Source organism: Algiphilus aromaticivorans DG1253 (genome assembly GCF_000733765.1).
Classification (GTDB): domain Bacteria; phylum Pseudomonadota; class Gammaproteobacteria; order Nevskiales; family Nevskiaceae; genus Algiphilus; species Algiphilus aromaticivorans.
This window is the reverse complement of record NZ_JPOG01000001.1, coordinates 668,890-689,628: the sequence shown is the minus strand read 5'-3', so window position 1 is coordinate 689,628 and position 20,739 is coordinate 668,890. Positions and strand designations below refer to the sequence as shown.

At 68.1% G+C, this 20,739-nt stretch carries 18 protein-coding genes; 5 read left to right on the top strand and 13 right to left on the bottom strand.

The features are described from left to right. The first annotated feature begins 181 nt into the window (after positions 1-181). A complete protein-coding gene (locus U743_RS03255) occupies positions 182-640 on the top strand; it encodes a DUF2147 domain-containing protein (protein ID WP_198021903.1) in 459 nt (152 codons plus the stop codon). Between the two features lie 63 nt (positions 641-703). Here U743_RS03255 and U743_RS03250 read toward each other — a convergent pair whose 3' ends face one another. Then, positions 704-2,221 (bottom strand): hypothetical protein, encoded by a 1,518-nt coding sequence (locus tag U743_RS03250; RefSeq protein WP_043765495.1) that lies wholly within the window; start codon positions 2,219-2,221, stop codon positions 704-706. A gap of 175 nt (positions 2,222-2,396) precedes the next feature. Next, a complete protein-coding gene (guaA, locus tag U743_RS03245; RefSeq protein WP_043765494.1) occupies positions 2,397-3,971 on the bottom strand; it encodes a glutamine-hydrolyzing GMP synthase in 1,575 nt (524 codons plus the stop codon). Positions 3,972-4,104: 133 nt separating this feature from the next. Here guaA and U743_RS18565 point away from each other — a divergent pair, with 133 nt between their 5' ends. Then, positions 4,105-4,317 (top strand): antitoxin MazE family protein, encoded by a 213-nt coding sequence (locus U743_RS18565; protein WP_084191314.1) that lies wholly within the window; start codon positions 4,105-4,107, stop codon positions 4,315-4,317. After that, complete coding sequence (locus U743_RS03240; protein ID WP_043765492.1) at positions 4,314-4,640, top strand: type II toxin-antitoxin system PemK/MazF family toxin; 327 nt, start codon at positions 4,314-4,316, stop codon at positions 4,638-4,640. The genes U743_RS18565 and U743_RS03240 overlap by 4 nt, the downstream gene beginning before the upstream one ends. Positions 4,641-4,907: 267 nt before the next feature. Here U743_RS03240 and guaB read toward each other — a convergent pair whose 3' ends face one another. Then, entirely contained in the window at positions 4,908-6,383 is a 1,476-nt protein-coding gene (guaB, locus tag U743_RS03230) for an IMP dehydrogenase (RefSeq protein ID WP_043765489.1), read from the bottom strand. Between the two features lie 60 nt (positions 6,384-6,443). Here guaB and xseA point away from each other — a divergent pair, with 60 nt between their 5' ends. Together xseA and U743_RS03220 are read left to right on the top strand one after the other, a co-directional pair. Beyond that, on the top strand, positions 6,444-8,036 hold the full coding sequence (gene xseA, locus U743_RS03225) for an exodeoxyribonuclease VII large subunit (protein WP_052367471.1): 1,593 nt from the start codon (positions 6,444-6,446) through the stop codon (positions 8,034-8,036). After that, positions 8,033-8,896, top strand: coding sequence for an NAD(P)H-binding protein (locus U743_RS03220; RefSeq protein ID WP_043765487.1), 864 nt, complete (start codon positions 8,033-8,035; stop codon positions 8,894-8,896). The genes xseA and U743_RS03220 overlap by 4 nt, the downstream gene beginning before the upstream one ends. A gap of 127 nt (positions 8,897-9,023) precedes the next feature. Here U743_RS03220 and der read toward each other — a convergent pair whose 3' ends face one another. The 10 genes from der to U743_RS03170 form a co-directional block, all read right to left on the bottom strand. Beyond that, positions 9,024-10,430, bottom strand: a complete 1,407-nt coding sequence (gene der / locus U743_RS03215; protein ID WP_043765485.1) for a ribosome biogenesis GTPase Der — start codon at positions 10,428-10,430, stop codon at positions 9,024-9,026. A gap of 3 nt (positions 10,431-10,433) precedes the next feature. Next, entirely contained in the window at positions 10,434-11,597 is a 1,164-nt protein-coding gene (gene bamB, locus U743_RS03210; RefSeq protein ID WP_043765483.1) for an outer membrane protein assembly factor BamB, read from the bottom strand. Beyond that, a complete protein-coding gene (locus U743_RS03205; RefSeq protein ID WP_043765481.1) occupies positions 11,594-12,238 on the bottom strand; it encodes a YfgM family protein in 645 nt (214 codons plus the stop codon). The genes bamB and U743_RS03205 overlap by 4 nt, the downstream gene beginning before the upstream one ends. A 15-nt stretch (positions 12,239-12,253) precedes the next feature. Next, positions 12,254-13,531 carry a histidine--tRNA ligase gene (gene hisS, locus U743_RS03200; protein ID WP_052367470.1) on the bottom strand — a complete coding sequence of 426 codons (1,278 nt, stop codon included), beginning with the start codon at positions 13,529-13,531 and terminating at the stop codon, positions 12,254-12,256. After that, positions 13,528-14,643, bottom strand: a complete 1,116-nt coding sequence (ispG, locus tag U743_RS03195; RefSeq protein ID WP_043765478.1) for a flavodoxin-dependent (E)-4-hydroxy-3-methylbut-2-enyl-diphosphate synthase — start codon at positions 14,641-14,643, stop codon at positions 13,528-13,530. The genes hisS and ispG overlap by 4 nt, the downstream gene beginning before the upstream one ends. A 4-nt stretch (positions 14,644-14,647) precedes the next feature. Further along, entirely contained in the window at positions 14,648-15,574 is a 927-nt protein-coding gene (locus U743_RS03190; RefSeq protein WP_043765476.1) for a helix-turn-helix domain-containing protein, read from the bottom strand. After that, positions 15,571-16,353, bottom strand: a complete 783-nt coding sequence (pilW, locus tag U743_RS03185) for a type IV pilus biogenesis/stability protein PilW (protein WP_052367469.1) — start codon at positions 16,351-16,353, stop codon at positions 15,571-15,573. Before pilW ends, U743_RS03190 begins: the two co-directional genes overlap by 4 nt. Continuing rightward, positions 16,350-17,477, bottom strand: a complete 1,128-nt coding sequence (gene rlmN / locus U743_RS03180; RefSeq protein WP_198021902.1) for a 23S rRNA (adenine(2503)-C(2))-methyltransferase RlmN — start codon at positions 17,475-17,477, stop codon at positions 16,350-16,352. The genes pilW and rlmN overlap by 4 nt, the downstream gene beginning before the upstream one ends. Positions 17,478-17,484: 7 nt before the next feature. Then, on the bottom strand, positions 17,485-17,916 hold the full coding sequence (gene ndk / locus U743_RS03175) for a nucleoside-diphosphate kinase (RefSeq protein ID WP_043765474.1): 432 nt from the start codon (positions 17,914-17,916) through the stop codon (positions 17,485-17,487). Positions 17,917-18,042: 126 nt separating this feature from the next. After that, complete coding sequence (locus U743_RS03170) at positions 18,043-20,721, bottom strand: CehA/McbA family metallohydrolase (RefSeq protein ID WP_043765472.1); 2,679 nt, start codon at positions 20,719-20,721, stop codon at positions 18,043-18,045. Positions 20,722-20,739 lie beyond the last annotated feature (18 nt).

Below are 20,739 nucleotides of genomic sequence, written 5' to 3'. Positions count from 1 at the left end.
CAGTCTTTCGCTTTCTCCCGCGCATTCGTGTCAACTAGCGAGTCGTCGGAAATAATCCCACCGGTGTAATGCTTCTGGGTACAGGCGGCGTCGGGCAGCAGCACGGGTGAGCTGGCGCTATTTTGGGCGACTATCACCACGCTATAGCCCACCCGGAAGGACGAATCCTATGATCCCGCCCGTGTCTACTCGCCGCCCCGCTCGCCTACTGCTACTGGCGCTTCTGTGGCCCTTCGCTGCCGTCGCCGAGGATCCCGGCCCTACCGGCACGTGGCAGACCATCGACGACGATAGCGGCGAGGTGCGCTCGCTGGTGGAGATCACCGAGCAGGATGGGGAGTTGCGGGGCCGCGTCGTCGCGATCATCGATCCACCCGTGCCAGACCCGGTCTGCAAGGCCTGCGAGGGCGCCCGACAGGGGGAGCCGATCAAGGGCATGGAGATCCTCTGGGGCCTGACGCGGGAAGACGGCGCATGGACCGGCGGCCGCGTTCTCGATCCGGAGAGCGGAAAGATCTACAAGGCGCGCGCGGAGCTGGCTGACGAGGGGCAGAAGCTGAAGCTGCGCGGTTACGTAGGCGTGTCGCTATTCGGGCGCACGCAGACTTGGCAGCGCGCGTCCGAGAAAGCTTCCGAGTAAAGGCGAGTCACGAGGCCGGGCACGACGCATCCTGCCTGATCGCCTACCCCGCTTTCACTGGGATCAGTTCAACCCGGCAGCGCGCCGCATGAGGTCGTAGCCGTAGAGCGTGGCGTCGAAGTCATAACTGACGGCGCCGAAGACATTGACGTTGGCTTCGTTGCCGAAGGGTGCGTCGTAGCCGGGCCAGTTGTGGCCGCCTTCCTCGACGGTGACCATGTAACTGCGACGACCCTGCGGGTTGTCGCAGCTCTCGAAGTGCTCGATGAGGATGTCGCCGGCGCCCTCGCCCTGCCCGGCTGCGCCGGCGGGGATGGTGGAAACATTCAGCGCACCGCCACAGCTGTTGTTGGGCGCGAAAACGTCGAGGAAGAGACCCGGCAGTTCCAGGATGCCGGACAAGCCGGCGAGCTCCTCGGGCGGTTCGAGTCCTTCGTCGCCGGGCAGCGGGACGTCGAGCCCGTCGAAGATCGCGAGGTCCAGCGGCAACAGCGGGCCGCCGCGCACGGGGTAGGTCGGAAAGCCGTTGTAGGGGGACACGAAGTCCCGCGCGCCGTGGACCTGTACCGTGCCGATGGGGTCACGCCCGCGGCACGCCTCGGCTTCGCTCGGCCCCATGGCACCCGCCACGCTCATGACGGCATCCAGACCCAGCTCCGGTCGCTCGCAGGCGAAGCGCAGCGCATAGATGCCGCCATTGGAGAGGCCGGCCATGAACTGGGGCAGCTCGGCGCCGCCGAAGCGCGACAGGGCGTCCTCGCGCGCCAGCTCGATATAGTCCATGAAGTCCTCGGTGGAATCGATGCTGGGCGTGAGCCCGCTGATCAGACCGGCTAGGGCGGAAAGGTCGCCGTCGCCTTGCAGGGCATCCTCCAGCAAGCCGATGGGAAGGCCCAGCTCGGTGAGCCGGTCCACAAGCGGGTTGTCCACGAGGCCGCCATCCAGCAGCCCGGCGAGGACCTGATCGACGAGCGAACCGTCGGTGAGCCCGGCCACGTCGTCGATCAGCCGATAGGAGGGCCAGACGCCGCCGGGGGCGCCGGGCAGGATGACCATGACGTTGCGCGCCTTGACCAGCTCGGCCTGACGCGTGACGACGGCGTGCGTGGCGGCGGCGGTGATGGGCTCGCGCAACAGCTGGCGGAAATGCAGATTCACCAACACGGCTTCGGGCTCGGCGTTGGCGGGGCGCATGACGATGTATTGCAGCTCGCCCTCGAAGCTTTCCTCGCTGTCGACGGATATCTCCTCGATCAGCACGCCGTCGCAGGGTACGACGCTGTCGTGCGTGAACTGCTCGTCGCCACGGTTGCTCGGGCAGAACGCGGCGTAGCGCGGGGCGCAGGACTCGCCGTTGTCGAGACGCTCGGTGGAGAAGTCGTCCTGGCAGGTCTTGCTGCCCCCGGCGGGATCGCCGCCGTCGCCGCCATCCCCGCCAGTTCCGCCACCGTTGTCACCGCCGTTCTGGCCGCCATTGTCGGGGGGCACGGTGCCGCCGGAGCTGTCATTGCCACCTCCACATGCGGCAAGCAGGATGGCGGATAACAGAAGCGCGCTGAGCTGCAGGGGGATGGGCCGCATGGGGTTCTCTCGCAGGGGGATTTGAATTCTAGTGACGCTTTATATGATGTTGCGCCGCATTATAGGCAGCGCGGAGGCTGCCACAAAGCCCGGATGCACTGTTGTCAGCAATATCTGACAGTCCGGTAAGGCAAAGCCTTTCGCGCGCCTTTCCGCAAGCACTCCGGTCGGCAAGCTATTCCCACTCGATGGTCGCCGGCGGCTTGCCGGAGATGTCATAGACGACGCGCGAGACGTTCGGGACTTCGTTGACGATGCGGCGTGCGCAGGTGTCGAGCAGGTCGTAGGGCAGCTGCGCCCAGCGGGCGGTCATGAAGTCGACCGTCTCGACCGCACGCAGGCCGATGACCGGGGCGTAGCGGCGGCCGTCGCCGGTGACGCCGACGCTGTTCACCGGAATGTAGACGGCGAAGGCCTGGCTGACGCGGTCGTACCAGTCGGCGGCGCGCAGCTCCTCGATGAAGATGGCGTCGGCGCGGCGCAGGGTGTCGGCGGCGTCCTTGTGCACGCGGCCGAGGATGCGTACACCCAGCCCCGGCCCCGGGAAGGGGTGGCGCATGACCATGTCGCGTGGCAGGCCCAGCTCGAGGCCGATATTGCGGACCTCGTCCTTGAACAACTCGCGCAGCGGCTCGACCAGCTTGAGCTTCATGTGCTCGGGCAGGCCGCCAACATTGTGATGGGACTTGATGACGTGGGCGCCGCCAGTCTCGCCGCCGGCGGACTCGATGACGTCCGGGTAGATGGTGCCCTGGGCCAGATAGTCGACGTTCTCCAGCTTGCCGGCCTCCTCGTCGAAGACCTCGATGAAGGTGCGGCCGATGATCTTGCGCTTGGCCTCGGGGTCGGCCTCGTCGGCCAGCGCGCCGAGGAATCGCTCCTCGGCGTCGACGCGGATGACGCGCGCACCCAGATGCCGCGCGAAGACGCGCATCACCTGGTCGCCCTCGTCCTGGCGCAGCAGGCCGTTGTCGACGAAGACGCAGGTCAGCTGATCGCCCAGCGCCTTGTGCAGCAATGCCGCTACCACTGACGAATCCACGCCGCCGGACAGGCCGAGCAGCACGTGGCTGTTGCCGACCTGCTCACGTACGCGCGCAGTCAGGTCTTCGACGATGTTGGCCGGCGTCCAGGCGCGCGGGCAGCCGCAGATGTCATGAACAAAGCGCTCCAGGATGCGCTTGCCCTGCGTGGTGTGGGTGACCTCCGGGTGGAACTGCAGGCCGTAGAGGCCGCGATCCGGGTCGGCCATGCCGGCCACCGGCACGTCGCCGGTCTCGGCGATGCGCTGGAAACCTTCGGGGAGCGTGGTGACGTGGTCGCCGTGGCTCATCCAGACATCGAGATAGGCCGCACCGTCGGCCTCGACGTGATCCTCAATGTCGCGCAGCAGCGGCGAGTGGTTGCGCGCCCGGACGCGGGCGTAGCCGAACTCCTGGACATCGCCCGGCGCCACGCTGCCGCCCAGCTCCGCGGCCATGGTCTGCATGCCGTAGCAGATGCCCAGCACCGGCACGCCGGCCGCCCACACCGCCTCGCCGGCGCGTGGCGCATCCGCACCAAGCACCGTCTCCGGCCCGCCGGAGAGGATGATCCCCTGCGGCGCGAAGTCCCGAACCGCGTCTGCTGCCTGCCGCCAGGGCCGCAGCTCGCAGTAGACGCCGGCTTCGCGGACGCGGCGGGCGATGAGCTGGGTGTACTGAGACCCGAAATCGAGGATCAGGATGCGATGGGCGTGGATGTCGGTCATTGAATGCGTTCTTACAGTGGATAGGTCCAGCTACCAGCCGCCGCTGTAACTAAGCTCGGCTCGAGATGTTGCAAGTGTTGACGTTACATGTAACTAGTGCCAGTCTTTTGGCGAACGGTCGCGAGGATCGGCAATGGCAACGTCAGGATCGGAAAGAGTACAGAAGCGGAGAGAAGCACTGCGCGCTGCTGGGCTGCGCCCGGTACAGCTCTGGGTGCCGGATACGCGAAAGCAGGGCTTTGCCGCCGAGTGCCGGCGCCAGTCCGCGCTGCTGGCAGCGGACCCGCAGGAAGATGAAACGCTGGATTGGATCGAGCGCGTCGCTGACACCCAAGACTGGTCATGAAGCGCGGCAGCATCGTGACGGTGACACTGCAGGGGGACTACGGCAAGCCTCGTCCCGCCCTGGTCGTTCAGTCCGACTTCTTCGACGAGCACCCGTCGGTGACACTCCTTCCCATTAGCAGCGATCTGCGGGCGGCACCTTTGATTCGGGTGGATCTGTCCCCCACACCCGACAATGGCTTGCGGCAACGCTCGCAGATCATGGTGGACAAGACCGTGACCGTGAAACGGACGCGTATTGGCGAGGAAATCGGTCACATCGCGTCCGAGGAACTGCTGGAAGTCAACCGACGTCTTGCCATCTTTCTCGGCATCGCGGGGTGAGGGTTGAAGACATGGGCAAGCGTTCCGTGAGGTGCACGATCGAGCTTGATCCCGAATTGCACGCAGCGTTGCGGAATAAGACAGCTCGAACGAATCGCTCTCTGTCCCAGCTTGTTAACGACGCCGTACGTGCCGAGCTGTCCGAAGACGATCTCGACTTGGCTGACGCCATCGAGCGCCGGTACGACCCGACACTGACTCTCGCGGAGCTGCTAGACGAACTGAAGGCAAACAGGCGCGAGTAGCCCATTAAGTCGGGCTCCGCCCTCACTCAACCCGGTAGTTCGGCGCTTCCTTGACGATGGAGACGTCGTGGACGTGGCTCTCGCGCATGCCGGCGGCGCTGATCTTCACGAAGCTGGTGGCGGTGCGCATGGTCTCGATGTCGCCACAGCCGGTGTAGCCCATGGAGCTGCGCAGGCCGCCCACCAGCTGGTGGACGATGGCGCCCATCGGGCCCTTGTAGGGCACGCGGCCTTCGATGCCTTCGGGGACGAGCTTGTCCGGGTCCGAAGTGGATTCCTGGAAGTAGCGGTCCTTGCTGCCCTGTGCCATGGCGCCCATCGAGCCCATGCCACGGTAGGACTTGTAGGAACGGCCCTGGTACAGCTCGACCTCGCCCGGGGCTTCCTCGGTACCGGCAAGCATGGAACCGATCATCACCGAGTGCGCACCGGCGGCGATGGCCTTGGCAAAGTCACCGGAGAATCGGATGCCGCCGTCCGCAATCAGCGGCACGTCGGTGCCCTTCAGCGCCGAGGCCACTTCCATGATGGCGGAGACCTGCGGCACACCGACGCCGGCGACGACGCGCGTCGTGCAGATCGAGCCCGGGCCGATGCCGACCTTGACGGCGTCGGCGCCGGCCTTGACCAGTGCCTCGGCGGCAGCAGCCGTCGCGATATTGCCGCCCACCACCTGCACATCCGGATAATTCTTCTTGACCCAGCTGACGCGCTCCAGCACACCCATGCTGTGGCCGTGCGCGGTATCGACGACGAGCACATCGGCACCGGCCTCGATCAGCGCAGCGATGCGATCCTCGGTATCCCCGCCGGTGCTGACGGCCGCGCCGACGCGCAGCCGGCCGTGCTCATCCTTGCAGGCGAAGGGAAAGTCGGTGGACTTCTGGATGTCCTTGACCGTGATCAAGCCGCGCAGGGCGAAGCCGTCGCCGACCACCAGCACCTTCTCGATGCGGTTCTCGTGCAGCTTGTGCATGATCTCTTCGCGCGAGGCGTCCTCGCGCACGGTGATCAACCGATCCTTGGGCGTCATGACCACCGATACCGGCTCGGAGAAGCGCGTCTCGAAACGCAGGTCGCGCGAAGTCACGATGCCGACCAGTTCCTCGCCGTCGACCACCGGCACGCCGGAGATCTGGTTGGCGCGGGTCAGCTCCAGCACCTGGCCGATGGTCATGCCGGGCGACACCGTGATGGGGTCGACGATGATGCCGGACTCGTACTTCTTGACCCGGCGGACCTCGGCGGCCTGCGCCTCGACGGACATGTTCTTGTGCACGATGCCGAGGCCGCCTTCCTGGGCGATGGCGATGGCCAGCCGCGCCTCGGTAACGGTGTCCATCGCTGCAGACAGCAGCGGTACCGGCAACACGATGCCGCGTGTCAGGCGCGTGCTGATATCCGCAGTACGGGGAAGGATCTGCGAGTAGGCCGGCAGCAGCAGCACATCGTCGAAAGTGAGGGCCTCGAAGAGAATGCGCTGCGAATCGTGGATCATGGCAGGGAGCTAGCTGGACGTAGCGTAGTATAACGCTTCGATCCGCTCCCCCGCCCGTCGATGAGCAGCGCGAGCAGTCCCCGCAGCTACACCGTCAGCGAGGTCGCCGGCCTGCTGGCCGACACGCTGCGCAGCACTTTTCCGACACTGCGCGTTGTGGGCGAGATCTCCAATTTCTTTCGCGCGCGCTCCGGCCACTGGTACTTCCGGCTCAAGGACGACAAGGCGCAGATCGACTGCGCGATGTTCGCCTCCGACGCGCGCGGCGTCGCCTTCACTCCGGCCGAAGGCGACGAGATCGAGATCAGCGGTCAGCTCGACTTCTATCCGCCCAACGGCAAGCTGCAGATCAAGGCGCGCACCATGCAGCGCGCCGGCGAAGGCCGACTCTGGGCAGCCTTCGAGGCGCTGAAGAAGAAGCTGGCCGCCGAAGGGCTCTTCGAAGAGTCCGCCAAGCGCCCCCTGCCCGTCTTCCCGCGCGCCATCGGCCTGATCACCTCCAGCGACGCGGCGGCGCTGCGCGACATCCTGACCACCCTGGAGCGCCGCTGGCCCATGACCCCGCTCTACCTGCTGCCCGTGCTGGTGCAGGGCGAGCGCGCAGCACCGCAGATCGCCGCCGCGCTGGAGCAGCTGCCGCGGCGCGCGCCGGATGTCGACGTCATCCTGCTCGCGCGCGGCGGCGGCTCCATCGAGGACCTCTGGGCCTTCAACGAGGAGATCGTCGCGCGCGCCATCCGCGCCTGCGCCGTTCCAGTCATCACCGGCGTCGGCCACGAGACCGACACCACCATCGCCGACTTCGCCGCCGATCTGCGTGCGCCAACACCCACCGGCGCGGCCGAGCGCGTCGCTCCGGATGCCGGTGCCATCAGCCAGCGCGTGGCGCAACTGCGCAGCCGCCTGCTGCGCGCTGAGCAGCAGGCACAGGCCGAGCGCCGCAGTGCCCTGGACAACCTGCAGCGACGGCTGAAGCGCGTCTCCCCGGAAGCACGCCTGCAGACATTGGCGCAGCGCTGCGACGAGCTGAGCGTGCGCATGGCCGCAGTCGCGCGTCGCACCGTGGCGCCGGACAGCCTGCGCGCGACGGCCGTGGCACAGCGCCGCCGCCAGCTCGCTCGCGCCGCGCAGGCACAGATCCGCGAGCGCGCCGCGCGGCTGGAGCGTGCACGCAGCCTGCTGCGCGCACACAGCCCGCTGCGGCGACTGCAGGTGGACACCCCCGCCCGCCTTGGCAAGGCGCGCGGCGCGCTGCGCCAAGCAGCGCGCGAGCAGTTGCGCGCTGCCGAGCAGCGACTGATCCGGGTACGCAATCGATTGGATCGGCAGTCGCCGCTGCCGCAGCTTGGCCAGACCGAGCAGCAGCGTCGGCACCTGCAGCTGCGCCTACAGCGCGCCGCGCGGCTGACGCTGGAAGCCCGGCGCCAGCGGCTCACCCGCGCTACCGAAGCCCTGCAACAGCTCGGACCGGCCTCCACGCTGGCACGCGGCTACGCCATCGCCCAGACACCAGACGGCAGCATCCTGCGCGACCCCGCCCAGACCCAACCCGGCGACGCATTGCGGCTGCGGCTGGCACACGGCAATCTGGCAGCAACGGCGGGTGAACCCCTCACCGACCCGCCTTCCGGGCAAGGAGACGAAGCCACATGATTCTGGTTCTGGGTGCCGGCGGCACCGTCGGACGCCACCTCTGCGCCGAGCTGGAAGCGCGCGGCGCGGAGTACCGCGCTGCCTTCCGCTCGGCCGACAAGCTGGAGGCCGCGCTGGCAGAGGATGTGGATGCCGTGGAGGTCGATCTCGCGCGCCCGCAGACCATCAAGGCCGCGCTGGCCGATGTCGACCGCGTCTTCCTGCTGACCGCCGCCAGCCCGCGCATGGCCGAGCTGGAAGGCAATGCCATACGCGCCGCTGCCAAGGCAGGCGTCGAGGGCTTGGTCAAGGTCTCCGTCTGGGAGGCCGACACGGCGGACTACGCCTTCGCGCGCTGGCACGCGCCTGCCGAGCAGGCGTTGGCCGAATCGGGCCTGGCCTATTGCCTGCTGCGACCCAACGGCTTCATGCAGAGCGCAGCCCAAGGAATGGAGGCCACCGTGCGCGATCACGGCGCCTTCTACACCCCCTCCGTGCGCGCGCCGGTGGCCTATGTCGACGCCCGCGATGTCGCCACCTGCGCCGCCGCTCTGCTGATCGACGACCCACCCGTGCCGGAGCGCCGCGTCTGGGAGCTGACCGGCAGCGAGGCCTTCGACGCCAACGCGCTCGCCGCGCAAGTTGCCGCGGCCATCCATAAGCCGGTACGCGCCGTCGAAGTCAGCGCCGAAAGCTACCGCGACGGCCTGCTGGCCAATGGCCTGCCGGAGTGGCTGGCCGAAGCGCTGGTGGACATGGCGCAATGCCAGGCCCAGGCCGGTTTCGGGCGCGTCACCGAGGATATCGAGACCCTCACCGGCCAGCCGCCGCGCCAGCTGGCGGACTACTTCCAGGAGATCCGCGAGAGCTTCGTGGGCTGAGGCCTCGTCAGATTGCCCCCTCTCCCCGGTGGGGAGAGGGGACTCAATTGGCGCTGACCATCGCCAACAACGTTCCCCTCTCCCGCGGGGAGAGGGGTCAGGGGAGAGGGCCTGCGGGCCGGAACGCCTAGCGCTTGACGTGCGACATCAGCCGCCGGCGCTTCTTGCGCTGGCGCTGGGTAAGCGGGTTCTTGCGATCCTTGAAGGGGTTGTCGCCACTGCGCAGGCTCAGGATCAGCGGAATGCCGGTCAGGCCGAAATGCTCACGGAAGGTGTTCACCAGATAGCGCTTGTAGCCGGCTGGCAGGCGCTCGGTCTGGTTGCCGTGGATGACGATCTGCAGCGGGTTCTTGCCGCCCTGGTGGGCAAAGCGCAGCTTGGTGCGGCTTCCCAGCGACGCCGGTGGCTGGTGATGCGCCACGGCTTCGGCCAGCACACGGTTGAGCTCGGGCGTGGACAGGTCGGCGGTGACGCTGGCGTGCACGGCCTCTACCCGCTTCATGAGCGGTTTCAGGCCGGTACCGCGCACGGCCGAGGTCGTCACCAGCGGCACGAAGTCTCCGAAGGGAAGCTTGCGCGCCACCTCGCTCCGCACGCGCTCGCGGACCTCTTCCTCCAGCCCGTCCCACTTGTTGATCGCCAGCACCATGCCGCGGCCGCGCTCGGCAATCAGGCCCATAAGGCGCGCGTCCTGCTCGCCGATGTCGCCGCGCGCGTCGACCATCATGATGACGACATGGGCGCTGTCGATAGCACGCAGCGTCTTGATGATGGAGAACTTTTCCACCACCTCGCTGACGCGCGATCGCCGGCGCACACCGGCGGTGTCGATGAGGGTGTAGTCGACGCCTTCGTGGCTGAAATCGACCTCGATGGCGTCGCGGGTGGTGCCCGGCAGGTCGGCGGCCAGCAGGCGCGGCTCGCCGAGCAGCTTGTTGACCAGGGTGGACTTGCCGACATTCGGCCGGCCGACGATGGCGACGCGGATGCCTGTCTCGGCCTCCTGCGCCAGATCGATCTCGGCGGCCTCGGGCAGGCCTTCCAACACCTCCTGCAGCATGCGCGAAATGCCGTGGCCGTGCTCCGCGGAGATGGTCAGCGGCTCGCCCAGGCCCAGCTCGTGGAATTCCAGGGCGGTGTGCGCCTTGGTGCCGTCGAGCTTGTTGACTACGGGTATCACCGGCTTGCCGGCGCGGCGCAGGAAGTCGGCGATGGCCCGGTCGTCGGCCATGACGCCATCGTGCGCGTCCAGCAGCAGCAGCACGCGGTCGGCCTCGTCGATGGCGATGCGCGCCTGGCTTTCGGCGAGAGCCGCCAGCGGATCGTCGTGCTCCGGCATCAGCCCACCGGTATCTACGACGATGTAGCGCCAGTCGCTGTGCTCGCCGATGCCGTACTGGCGATCGCGCGTCAGTCCGGCGAAGTCGGCCACCAGCGCGTCACGTGTGCCGGTCAGCCGATTGAACAGCGTGGACTTGCCGACATTCGGGCGCCCGACCAAGGCCAGCGTGGGAAGTCCGGCCCGGGCACGCATGGGCTATTCCGCTTTCGCGCCGAGCGCGGCGAGACGGCCTTCGATATCACCGATGTAGAGACGATCGCCGTCAACGACCGGTGTGGCATCGACCCGCGCCCCCAGCGGCCGGCTGCGGCCAACGATGGCACCGTCGCGTGGCGAAAGGTAGTGGACGTAGCCTTCGTAATCCGCGACGGCGACATGCCCGGCGTGGAACGCCGGCGCGCTCAGGCGGCGCCAGGCCAGCGCCTCGGTCTTCCAGGCGGCAGCGCCGTTCTCGGTCTGCAGCCCCCAGACCGCGCCATCCTCGGCGGTGACGAAGAGCTGACTGCCATCATCGGAGAGTGCGGCGCCGGTGTAGCTGCGGATGCTTCGGCGCCAGCGCTCATCGCCGTTGAAGCGATTGATGGCGACCACGTCGCCGCCGTAGGAGAGCGCAAAGATGGTGTCGCTCGCGAGCAGCATGCGGGCGTCGACGTCGGCGATGCGCTCCAGCTCCGAGCGCCCGCTGGGCACCGAAACCACGGCCTCCCAGGCCGTTTCGCCATCACTTAGGCGCTGCGCGATGAGGCGACCGGTCTCCAGGCCGGTGACGACCACGGGCCCGGCGATCAGCGGCGGCGCCATGCCACGCAGCGTCAGCGGCGGCACGGTGCGCCCGGTGATCCACTGCTGGCTGCCGTCTTCCGCCGACAGCGCGGTGACACGCCCATCGACGCTGCGTACGACCACCGTCTTGCCGTTGCTCGCCGGAGCCGCAACGACCTCGCTGGTCACCGTGCTGCGCCAGAGTTCCTTACCGTCGGCACGCGACAGGGCAAGAACTGCGGCATCGCGCGTGGCGATCAGCACCTGATCGCCCTCGACCGTTGGCCCGGCGCTGATACGCAGATCCGTGTCGGTCCGCCATATGCGCTTGCCGCTGTCGCGGTTGAGCGCATAGACGTAGCCGTGGGCGTCAGCGGTGAAGACGGCGTCGTCCGTCACCACGGTGGTCAGACCCAGATCCAGGTCATCGGCGTCCGGCCCGCTGCTGCTGCGCCAGGCGCTCTCGATGGTAACCGTGCGGTTATCGATGGTTTCCAGCACGGCTGGCTGCCGGACGGACTTGCCGCCACCACAGCCGGCGAGCAGCAGACCGGAACCGAGCAGCGCGACCAGAAGGTTTGCGTTGGCGGCCCTCATGCGTCTGCCGCCTCGGCCGAGTCCCCGACGTCGGCCAGATCGTCCAGCTTCTGCTGCAGCAGCTCGCGGCTTTCCTGCGGCGCGGCCGTCAGGGCCTCGCTGTAGGCACGATGCGCGGCCACGCGCTCACCCTGCTCGAGAAGGATGTCGCCGCGCAGTTCCTCGGCCACGGCACGGAAATGGCCACCACCATCGTCGAGCAGCGTCAGCGCCGCCTCGGCGTCGCCCTGCGCCCAGCGCACGCGCGCCAAACGGATGGCCGCCAGGCGCGCCATGGCAGCGTCGTCGGCATTCTCGCGCGCCCAGTCCAGCATCTCGCCCGCGGGCGTCAGCTCGCCCTGCCGGGCATGCAGCGCGGCGACCTGCAGCGAAGCGGCCACCGCATAAGGCGTACCGCTGTAATCGCTGATCAGGGTGTCGCGTGCAGCAATCGCAGCCTCACGGTTATCAGCGTCGGCCGCGGAGAGCACCTCGGCGAAGAGGGTGCTGGCGGCCTGAGCCTGTTGCTCGCTATGGCTCTGCCAGGCGTTCCAGCCGAGAATACCGCCGACACCAATTACCAGACCGCCCACCAGGGCCTTCCAGTTCTCGGACCACCACTGCTGGATGCGTTGTACCTGTTCGTCTTCGTCGTAAGCCACTTAAAACTCTCTTCGTCAAACAGCAATGGGGTCGATGGCCACGTCAGCACCCAACTGGGCGAGGGCCTCGTCGACGGTGAGCGTGCGCTGCGGCTCGCGCTGGCGCAGGGATTTTAGCTGAAGCGTGTCGCTGGCCAGCTCATCGGGGCCGAGCACCAGCGCCCAGTCGGCGCCGCTGCGGTCGGCGCGCTTGAACTGCGCCTTGAAGCTGCCACCACCGGCATTGACCACCGTGCGCAAACCGGCGGCGCGCAGGCGCTCGCCAATGCGCTGCGCGGCCGGCAGGCAGTCGTCACCCTGCCAGCAGAGATAGACCTGCGGCGCGCTGTCGGCCACCGGCAACTCCGCCTGCTCCAGCAGCAGGGCGAGGCGCTCGATGCCCATGGCGAAGCCCACAGCCGCCACTTCACCGCCACCGAGCTGCTCGACAAGCCCGTCGTAGCGGCCACCGGCGCAGACGGTGCCCTGGGCACCGAGCTGATCGGTGGTCCATTCGAAGACCGTGTGGGTGTAGTAATCCAGCCCACGCACCAGATTCGAGTTGTGCGTCCAGGCAATGCCCAGCCCGTCGAGACCGGCGCAGACCGCCTCGAAGTGCGCGCGCGCCTCCGCGCTCAGGCTGTCCGCCATGCGCGGGGCGTCGGCCACCACCGCACGCGTATCGGGATGCTTGCTGTCGAGCACACGCAGCGGATTGGTCTCGACGCGCTCGCGGGCGTCCGCGTCCAGCGCATCGATGTGCTCGCGCAGGAAGTCGCGCAGCTGCTCGCGGTAGCGCGTACGGCATTCCGGACTGCCGAGGGTGTTGAGCTCCAGCGTCAGGCCCTCCAGTCCCAGTGCCCGCCAGATGGCGGCAGACATGGCGATGACCTCGATGTCGCAGGCCGGATCAGCCATACCGAAGGCCTCGACGCCGAACTGGTGGAACTGCCGGTAGCGGCCGGCCTGCGGCCGCTCGTGCCGGAACATCGGACCCGAATACCAGAGCCGCTGCTGCTGGTTATGCAGCAGGCCGTGCTCGATGCCGGCGCGCACGCAGCTGGCTGTGCCCTCGGGGCGCAGGCTCATGTCCGTCTTGTCGCGGTCGCGGAAGCTGAACATCTCCTTGGCGACGATGTCCGTGGCCTCGCCCACCGAGCGCTTGAACAGCTCGGTGGCCTCGACCAGCGGCAGATGGATCTGCCGGTAGCCGTAGGCCTCGGCCGCGGCGCGCGCGGCGTCGAGAATGCGCTGCCAGCGCGCGGCCTCGTCGGGAAGAATGTCGCGGAAGCCGCGCAGGGACTGCAGCCTCATTCGCTCTCCCCTTCGGAACCGGCTTCCTTGGCACGGCGAGCAGCCAGCTTGTTGCGCACCATCGTCTCGAGCCGATCGACCAGATCGGCGTTGTGCGACTTCTCGGTGATCTTGCCGTCGTCGTAGATCGAGCTCGGGTAGCCGCCGGCCACGCCCAGGCTCGCCTCGCGCGCCTCGCCGGGGCCGTTGACGACGCAGCCGATGACGGCGACGTCCATGGACTCGTCGATGTCCTCGAAGCGCCGCTCGAGCTCGGCGACGGTCTCGATGACATTGAAGTTCTGGCGCGAGCAGCTCGGGCAGGCAATGAGATTGATGCCGCGCTTGCGCAGCCCCAGCGACTTGAGGATGTCCCAGCCGACCTTGACCTCCTCGACCGGGTCCGCGGCCAGCGAGACGCGCAGCGTCTCGCCGATACCCTCGGCGAGCAGCATGCCCAGGCCGATGGCGGACTTGACGCTGCCCGAGCGCAGGCCACCGGCCTCGGTAATGCCCAGATGCAGCGGCTGGTCGATCTGCGCCGCCAGCTTGCGGTAGGCATCCACCGTCATGAAGACATCGGAGGCCTTGATGCTGATCTTGAAGTCCGGGAAGTTGAAGCGGTCGAGGATGTCGATGTGGCGCAGCGCGGACTCGACCAGCGCGTCGGCGTTGGGCTCGCCGTACTTCTCCTGGATATCCGCTTCCAGCGAGCCGGCGTTGACGCCGACGCGGATGGGGATGCGGTGCGCGCGCGCGCAGGCGACGACCTCGGCGATCTTCTTCTCGCCGCCGATGTTGCCGGGGTTGATGCGCAGGCAGTCCGCACCCGCCTCGGCTGCGGCGATGCCGCACTTGTAGTTGAAGTGGATATCCGCCACCAGCGGCGTGTAGCCCACCTGTTTGCGGATCTCGCCAAAGGCCTTGGCCGCAGCGAGTGTCGGTACCGACACGCGCACGATGTCGGCGCCGGCCTTCATGCAGGCCTTGATCTGCGCGACGGTAGCGTCGACATCCTCGGTGTCGGTGCTGGTCATGGTCTGCACCGCCACCGGCGCATCGCCACCGACGGCGACACGGCCGACGTGGATCTGCCGGGACTTCCGGCGCGCAATGTCGTGGACGTACCGCATACCGCTACTCGAGGCTGACCAGCGCCGTGTTGTTGCTGCGCGTGGCATCGTCCAGATCGACCGGCTCGCCGCGCCAGGTCACCTCGACGCCCTGCGCGTAACCGACAAAGAGCTCCAGCGGTGCCTCGCCCTCGATGCGCTCGCGGGCACCGGCGCTGACGAGCTCATTCATCAGGGTCCGATCGTTGGCGTCGCGCACGCGCAGCCAGGATTCGTCCTGGAAACGCAACTCCAGGATTGGTGCAGCTGCTTCCCCGGTGGCTGCGACTTCGACTTCGTCAGCGCGACTGCTTCGTGCACCATCCTGGGCAGTGCTCGCCTCGGCCGCCGACGGCTCGGCGGCTTCGGACGGATCAGGCTCGGGCTGAGGTTCAAACTCGGATTCGGTTTCCTGGCCGCCCGCAAGCCCGGCATCGCCAAAGCTCTCGCCGGAGGCGTCGCCGCCGTTGAAAGCGCCGAAGCCGCCGTTGCCCGAATTGGCCGTCGGCGGTTGCAGCAGCCACCAGCCGGCAGCCGCCAACAGGCCGAGGAGCAGGAGGATGAGCACTCCCCGCAGCAGCCTCCGGAAGATCGACACACCACCGCCTGCGACGACCGGAATCTTGTCGGGCAACGCCGGCGCGGCCGGGCGCGCCTTCTGCTCGTAGGCGCGCACCATGGCGTCGACATCCGTCTCCAGCGTCAGCGCGCACTTGCGGTAGTAGCCACGCACATAGACGGGCTCGTTGAGCACCGCGAAGTCGTCGCACTCGAGCGAGGCAATGGTCGCCTGCGGCAGCTTGGCCGCCTCGGCCAGCTCGGCCTGCGATAAGCCGCGCGCTTCGCGCGCTTCGCGCAGCATCTCGCCGGGGGAAACCTGAGGCGCGGCCGCCTCGGTCGGGGCTGCCTCTTCGGCGCTGTCCGGCTGCTTGTCGGGATCGATCTCGTTCATGGCCTTTCGATGGCGGACTGCGGGTCCGGCGCTTTGGTCTGCGGCGGCTCGTAGCCCGGGAACCGTCGCGACAACTGCCGCCGATAGTCGGCCGCGGTTTCGTCGTCACCGAGGGCGGTCTCGGTCTGGGCGGCCAGCCACAGCATATCGGGCACGGGCTCGGCGATGCGCTCGAAGCGGGAAATGAAAGCACGCGTCCCCATCATATCGCCCTGCAGATACTTCACCCAGGCGAGTTGTTCGAGCGCCACAGCGTTCTGCGGGTTCAGCTCCAGCGACTTGCGCAGCAGCTGCTCGGCGCGCTCGGGGTCACGGTCGCGCAGGCACAAGCCGGCGTTGGTCAGCGCCGTTGCGCGGCCGACATAGCCTGGCGTCTCGCCGGCGCGCAGGAACTGCTCCACGGCAGCCTCGGCTTGCCCGCGCGCGCAGAGGAAAGCGCCGTAGTTGTTGCGGAAATCCGGATTCTCCGGCGCCAGGCGCAGCGCGCGCCGGAAATGCTGATCGGCTCCTTCGTCCTCGCCCTGCCGCGCGAGCACTAGCGCGTAGGTGGCATGCGCCGGGGCATAGCGATCGTCGATGGAGATGGCGCGCTCCAGCCGTTCGCGCGCCTTGTCGTCATTGCCGTTGCGGATGTAGCCGGCGCCGAGCTCGGTATTGGCACGCGCGGCTTCGCGGCGGTCGGGCTCACGCTCGCCGCCGGTAGTGATACAGCCGGCAACGAGCAGCGCTGTCAGCAGCGCCGCCAACGGCGTACGGATGCTACGGCCGAGACCGCTCATGCCCTGACCACCGGGATGCCGCCCAGGCGGTTGCGCTGGCGACTGGTCACGCGCCCCACCAGCTGCCCGCAGGCGGCGTCGATGTCGTCACCGCGCGTGCGCCGCACGGTGGTGACGATATTGCGGCGGCGCAGCTGCTCCTGGAAGGCATCGACGCGTGCGGGCGCCGAGCGCTCGTAGGGCGCACCGGGAAAGGGATTGAAGGGGATGAGATTCACCTTGGCCGGCAGGTCGCCGAGCAGCTTGGCCAGATCGCGCGCCTGCGAATCGGCGTCATTGACGCCGTCCAGCATGACGTACTCGTAGACGATGTGCGTCTTGCGGCCGCGGTCGGCGGTGTAGCGCCGGCAGGCCGCCATCAGCTCGTCGAGCGGGTATTTGCGGTTGATGGGCACCAGCTCGTTGCGCAGCGCGTCGTCCGCGGCGTGCAGACTGACGGCCATGGCCGTGTCGCAGTCACCGCGCAGCCGGTCCATGAAGGGCACCAGCCCGGAAGTGGACACCGTCACGCGGCGCTTGGACAGTCCGAAGCCGAAGTCGTCGAGAAAGACGCGGATGGCCGTAAGCACCGCCGCGTAATTCGCCAGCGGCTCGCCCATGCCCATGAAGACGACATTGGTGATCGCGCGCTGATCTTTCAGGTCGCCATTGCCGCTGAGGGCGTGTGCAGCGAACCAGAGTTGGGCGACGATCTCGGCCGCCGTCAGATTGCGCGACAGGCCCTGCTTGCCGGTGGAGCAGAAGCTGCAATCCATCGCACAGCCCACCTGGCTGCTGATGCAAAGCGTGCCGCGGTAGCGCTCACTGCCGCGGCTGCCCTCGGGGATGAAGACGGTTTCCACCGCCTGCTCGCCCTCGCCGCCCACGGCCAGCACCCACTTGCGGGTGCCGTCGGTGGACTCCTGATGCGCCAGTACTTCCGGTGCGGCCACCGTGCAGTGCTCGGCAAGCTTGTCGCGCAGCGAAAGCGACAGATTGGTCATGGCGCCGAAGTCATCCACGCCGTGGCGATAGATCCACTGCATGAGCTGGTCGGCGCGGAAGGGCTTCTCACCCATCTCCGCCAGCGCCGCGCGCAGACCGGCGCGGTCGTGACCGAACAGATTGATGACTTCTGCGCTCAACGTTGCCCTAGCGCGTGCGCGGCACGACTTCCGTGGCGCGGAAGAAGTAGGCGATCTCGGTCGCGGCGTTCTCGGCGCTATCGGAGCCGTGCACGGCGTTCTCGTCGATGGAGGTGGCGAAGTCCGCACGGATCGTTCCCGGCGCGGCTTCCTTTGGGTTGGTCGCGCCCATGATGTCGCGATGGCGCGCGATGGCGTCGTCGCCTTCCAGGACCTGCACCATCACCGGACCCGTGACCATGAAGTTGACCAGATCGGTGAAGAAGGGGCGCTCGCGGTGCACCGCATAGAAGCCCTCGGCTTCGCCGCGCGTCAGGTGCAGCATGCGGGCTGCGACGACCTTCAGACCGGCCTTCTCGAAGCGGCTGTAGATGTCGCCGATGGCATTGGCTGCCACTGCGTCGGGCTTGATGATGGAAAGGGTGCGTTCAACCGCCATGTACGGAACTCCAGATTGTTGTTGGGGGCGCCGGCCACCGAAGCATCCGATCGCCGACAAAGCCCGCCATTCTAACCTTGCCCCGGATTGACCACCAGCACCGGCGGTCGTTCCCGGGCCACGCGCCTATTCGCCGCCGCGCACGAATATCTGTTGCGTGGCATCGCGCTGCAGGCGCCGCGCGTTGCGCGTGCCGGCAAAGACCAGTTGTCCGTCGGACAGCGCCGGCCAAGTGTTGTTGCCGCGCGCATCGATAGCACGCACGGCCGCCCAACGCGCGCCGTCGAAATCGGCGCGGCCGATGCGCCAGCGCCAGTCCTCGGCGCCAGCGTCCATCCAGGTCAGCATCGGCGCGCCGTCCGCACCGAGCCCCAGCGCCGGGCGCTGAGCGCTGAAGGCCTCGCTGCCGGCGACATCCTGCGCGGACTGCCAGTCATCGGCTCCCGGCGCCAGGCGCGTGGCCTGCACGTACGCCGTCGTGCCCGAGTCCGACAGCGCCTGGCGCTCCCAGGCCAGATGCAGCACGCCAGCGTTGCCGTGCACCACGGTGGGGAAGCGTTGCGCTGCCTGAGCGACTGCAGCAATCGGGCCGCGGAGCCACTGCTCACTGCCGGGGCCACGCAGGGCGCTGAAGATGGCCCAGTCGTCGGGACTCGTGCCCTCGGCATTGCCAAGGGAGCCGGTGAACAGCGGATCCGGGTCGCTGCGGTTGTCCTGCCAGACCACCGCGATGCTGCCGTCATCGGCCACCGAAACCGCCGGATAGAGCGAAGCCGGCCAACGCGCAGAGCGCGTATCGAATGCATTCGCCGCCGCCGTCTCCTTGTCCGCCCCCGAAAGGTTGACGGGCTCGGCGTCGCGGCCCAACACCTGCGCCCAGACATCGAAGGCGCGGCCGCTGCCGATCTCCTGCCAGACGATGACGGGATGCCCTTGCCGGTCGAAGGAAATATCGGGATGCTCGGCGCGACCGTCGACGGCGCGCACTATGATCTCAGGCTCCCAGCTGCGGCCGCCATCCAAGCTGGCGCGCGCCATGATGGCGGGCTGGCGCGGGATTTCGCCGGCGCGCTCATCCTGCCAGACCACCCAGACCGTATCGCCTCGCGCGGCCACGCGTGGCAGGCGCGCGGACGCCGAGTCGGGCGCCAGATCACGCAGCCTGCTGAATTCTCCGGCCTCGTCGCGGCGGTAGTACACGCCGGCGCGGCCGTCGACGCGCGCTTCGGCGACGATATGCGTCACCTCGCCGACTGCCGCAACATCCGGAAAGCCGCTCCAGGCCGCGCGCGAGCCGATGGCCAACCGGGCGCCGTCATCACCCCCGGAATCGGCCGGCAACGGCACGACGGTGTCGGGTTGTGGCGGCTGTTCCGAGACGAAGAGCGCCGGCGTGGCCGCACGCAGCTGGCCGGGCAACTCTCCGACCGTTTCGAGGATGGGCAGCAGATCGCCCTCGGCCAGGCCGTCGACGAGATTCTCGACCGTGAACAGCGGCGAATCCGGTTTGCCGGGACCACGCAGCTCAGCGCGATACCAGGCGGCTGCGTCCTCGGCTTCGAGTTCCAACGTGAAGCGCTCTTCGCCCATCAATGCGGTGGGCGTGAAGGTCGCGAGCGGGCCGGCGTCACGACCCGGGTTGCGAAAGACACGCAGCCGAGTGCCCAGCGCACGCTCGGTGACCAGTTCCAGCGCCACGCTCGTGCCGGCGGGCACGAAGATCTCGTCGCCGGCCTGGTAGCGCTGCGCGGTCTCTCCCTCGCCGACCGCGGCCTGCATGCTCAGCGTCGGGCCGACGGCGCTGGCCGACAGCCGGCTGTGCCCGGCCGCAAGCGCCGACAGCACCTCGACCTCGCGCAGCTCGCGCATGCGCAGGCTGGTCCGCGGCGTGCCCGGCCCGGAGATGAGGCGCAGCTCGCGAAAATGGTTGTCCGAGGCCGCCACGACGCCGAAGCGGTAGCCGCGATTCCACATGGTCTCGGCGTAGGCGATATTGGCGTCGGCGTCACGCGCGATGTTCCAGATCTCGACCGCACCAACCCCCAGCGGCGCCGCGACATCGAGCGGCGTGCCATCGTCCTCGGTGGCATCGCGGTCGGGGTGGGCAGTGATCCAGACCGCGCCCTGGGCACGGGCGTCCCAGATCGACTGCTGCAGCGCGCGCACGTTGTTGCTGGCCTGCTGCAGCACACGCTCCACGCCACCCTGCACGATCGCGTGCGGCCGGCCGTTGGCCTCTTCCCCGCGAAGCAGCAGAACCTCCTCAGAGAACCACTCGGGGTGGTAGTGCTGATCGAAGGTGCGGTGGTCGGTGATCGACAGGAAATCGGTACCGGTCCGCTCGGCGAAAGTGATCTGATCGCCTACCGAGACATTGCCCCGAGCGCCTTCGTTGATCTGGCGCGGCAGGCTGCCGTCGCTGGAATGATCGCTGTGCACATGCGTATCACCGCCGCGCCAGTGCCCGCGCGACAGACGCCGCGCAGCGGCGAAATGCACCGGCAACGCACGCCCCTCATCGAGGCGCACAGGACATTCGCGCGCTTCGCCGCAGTCCCCGCCCCAGCGCTCGAAGACGGCCGTGTCGCTGTCTTCGGCACGCAGCACGACTTCCTCGCCCGCCGGAAAGCTCGCCGCGCAGCGGTCAGGGCAGTCAATGCCGGCGGGCTCGGAGACGACCCGCCCGAAGGCGGTGCTGGCGGTGTTCAGGCTGAGCCGGGCTTCGCCTCGGGGCGCATCGTCGGAACTGCTGCAGGCGGCGAGCAGCAGAACGGCCGCCGCGATCACGGATTTCGGAGAGATCATCCGCGCATTCTAGGAGCG

Excerpts from the sequence above, each read along its gene's own strand:
- guaB (WP_043765489.1), bottom strand. The coding sequence starts at position 6,383 with ATGATCCACGATTCGCAGCGCATTCTCTTCGAGGCCCTCACTTTCGAC.
- xseA (WP_052367471.1), top strand. The coding sequence starts at position 6,444 with ATGAGCAGCGCGAGCAGTCCCCGCAGCTACACCGTCAGCGAGGTCGCC.
- U743_RS03240 (WP_043765492.1), top strand. The coding sequence starts at position 4,314 with ATGAAGCGCGGCAGCATCGTGACGGTGACACTGCAGGGGGACTACGGC.
- U743_RS03170 (WP_043765472.1), bottom strand. The coding sequence starts at position 20,721 with ATGATCTCTCCGAAATCCGTGATCGCGGCGGCCGTTCTGCTGCTCGCC.
- der (WP_043765485.1), bottom strand. The coding sequence starts at position 10,430 with ATGCGTGCCCGGGCCGGACTTCCCACGCTGGCCTTGGTCGGGCGCCCG.
- guaA (WP_043765494.1), bottom strand. The coding sequence starts at position 3,971 with ATGACCGACATCCACGCCCATCGCATCCTGATCCTCGATTTCGGGTCT.
- bamB (WP_043765483.1), bottom strand. The coding sequence starts at position 11,597 with ATGAGGGCCGCCAACGCAAACCTTCTGGTCGCGCTGCTCGGTTCCGGT.
- ispG (WP_043765478.1), bottom strand. The coding sequence starts at position 14,643 with ATGCGGTACGTCCACGACATTGCGCGCCGGAAGTCCCGGCAGATCCAC.
- U743_RS18565 (WP_084191314.1), top strand. The coding sequence starts at position 4,105 with ATGGCAACGTCAGGATCGGAAAGAGTACAGAAGCGGAGAGAAGCACTG.
- U743_RS03250 (WP_043765495.1), bottom strand. The coding sequence starts at position 2,221 with ATGCGGCCCATCCCCCTGCAGCTCAGCGCGCTTCTGTTATCCGCCATC.
- U743_RS03220 (WP_043765487.1), top strand. The coding sequence starts at position 8,033 with ATGATTCTGGTTCTGGGTGCCGGCGGCACCGTCGGACGCCACCTCTGC.
- pilW (WP_052367469.1), bottom strand. The coding sequence starts at position 16,353 with ATGAGCGGTCTCGGCCGTAGCATCCGTACGCCGTTGGCGGCGCTGCTG.
- U743_RS03190 (WP_043765476.1), bottom strand. The coding sequence starts at position 15,574 with ATGAACGAGATCGATCCCGACAAGCAGCCGGACAGCGCCGAAGAGGCA.
- hisS (WP_052367470.1), bottom strand. The coding sequence starts at position 13,531 with ATGAGGCTGCAGTCCCTGCGCGGCTTCCGCGACATTCTTCCCGACGAG.
- ndk (WP_043765474.1), bottom strand. The coding sequence starts at position 17,916 with ATGGCGGTTGAACGCACCCTTTCCATCATCAAGCCCGACGCAGTGGCA.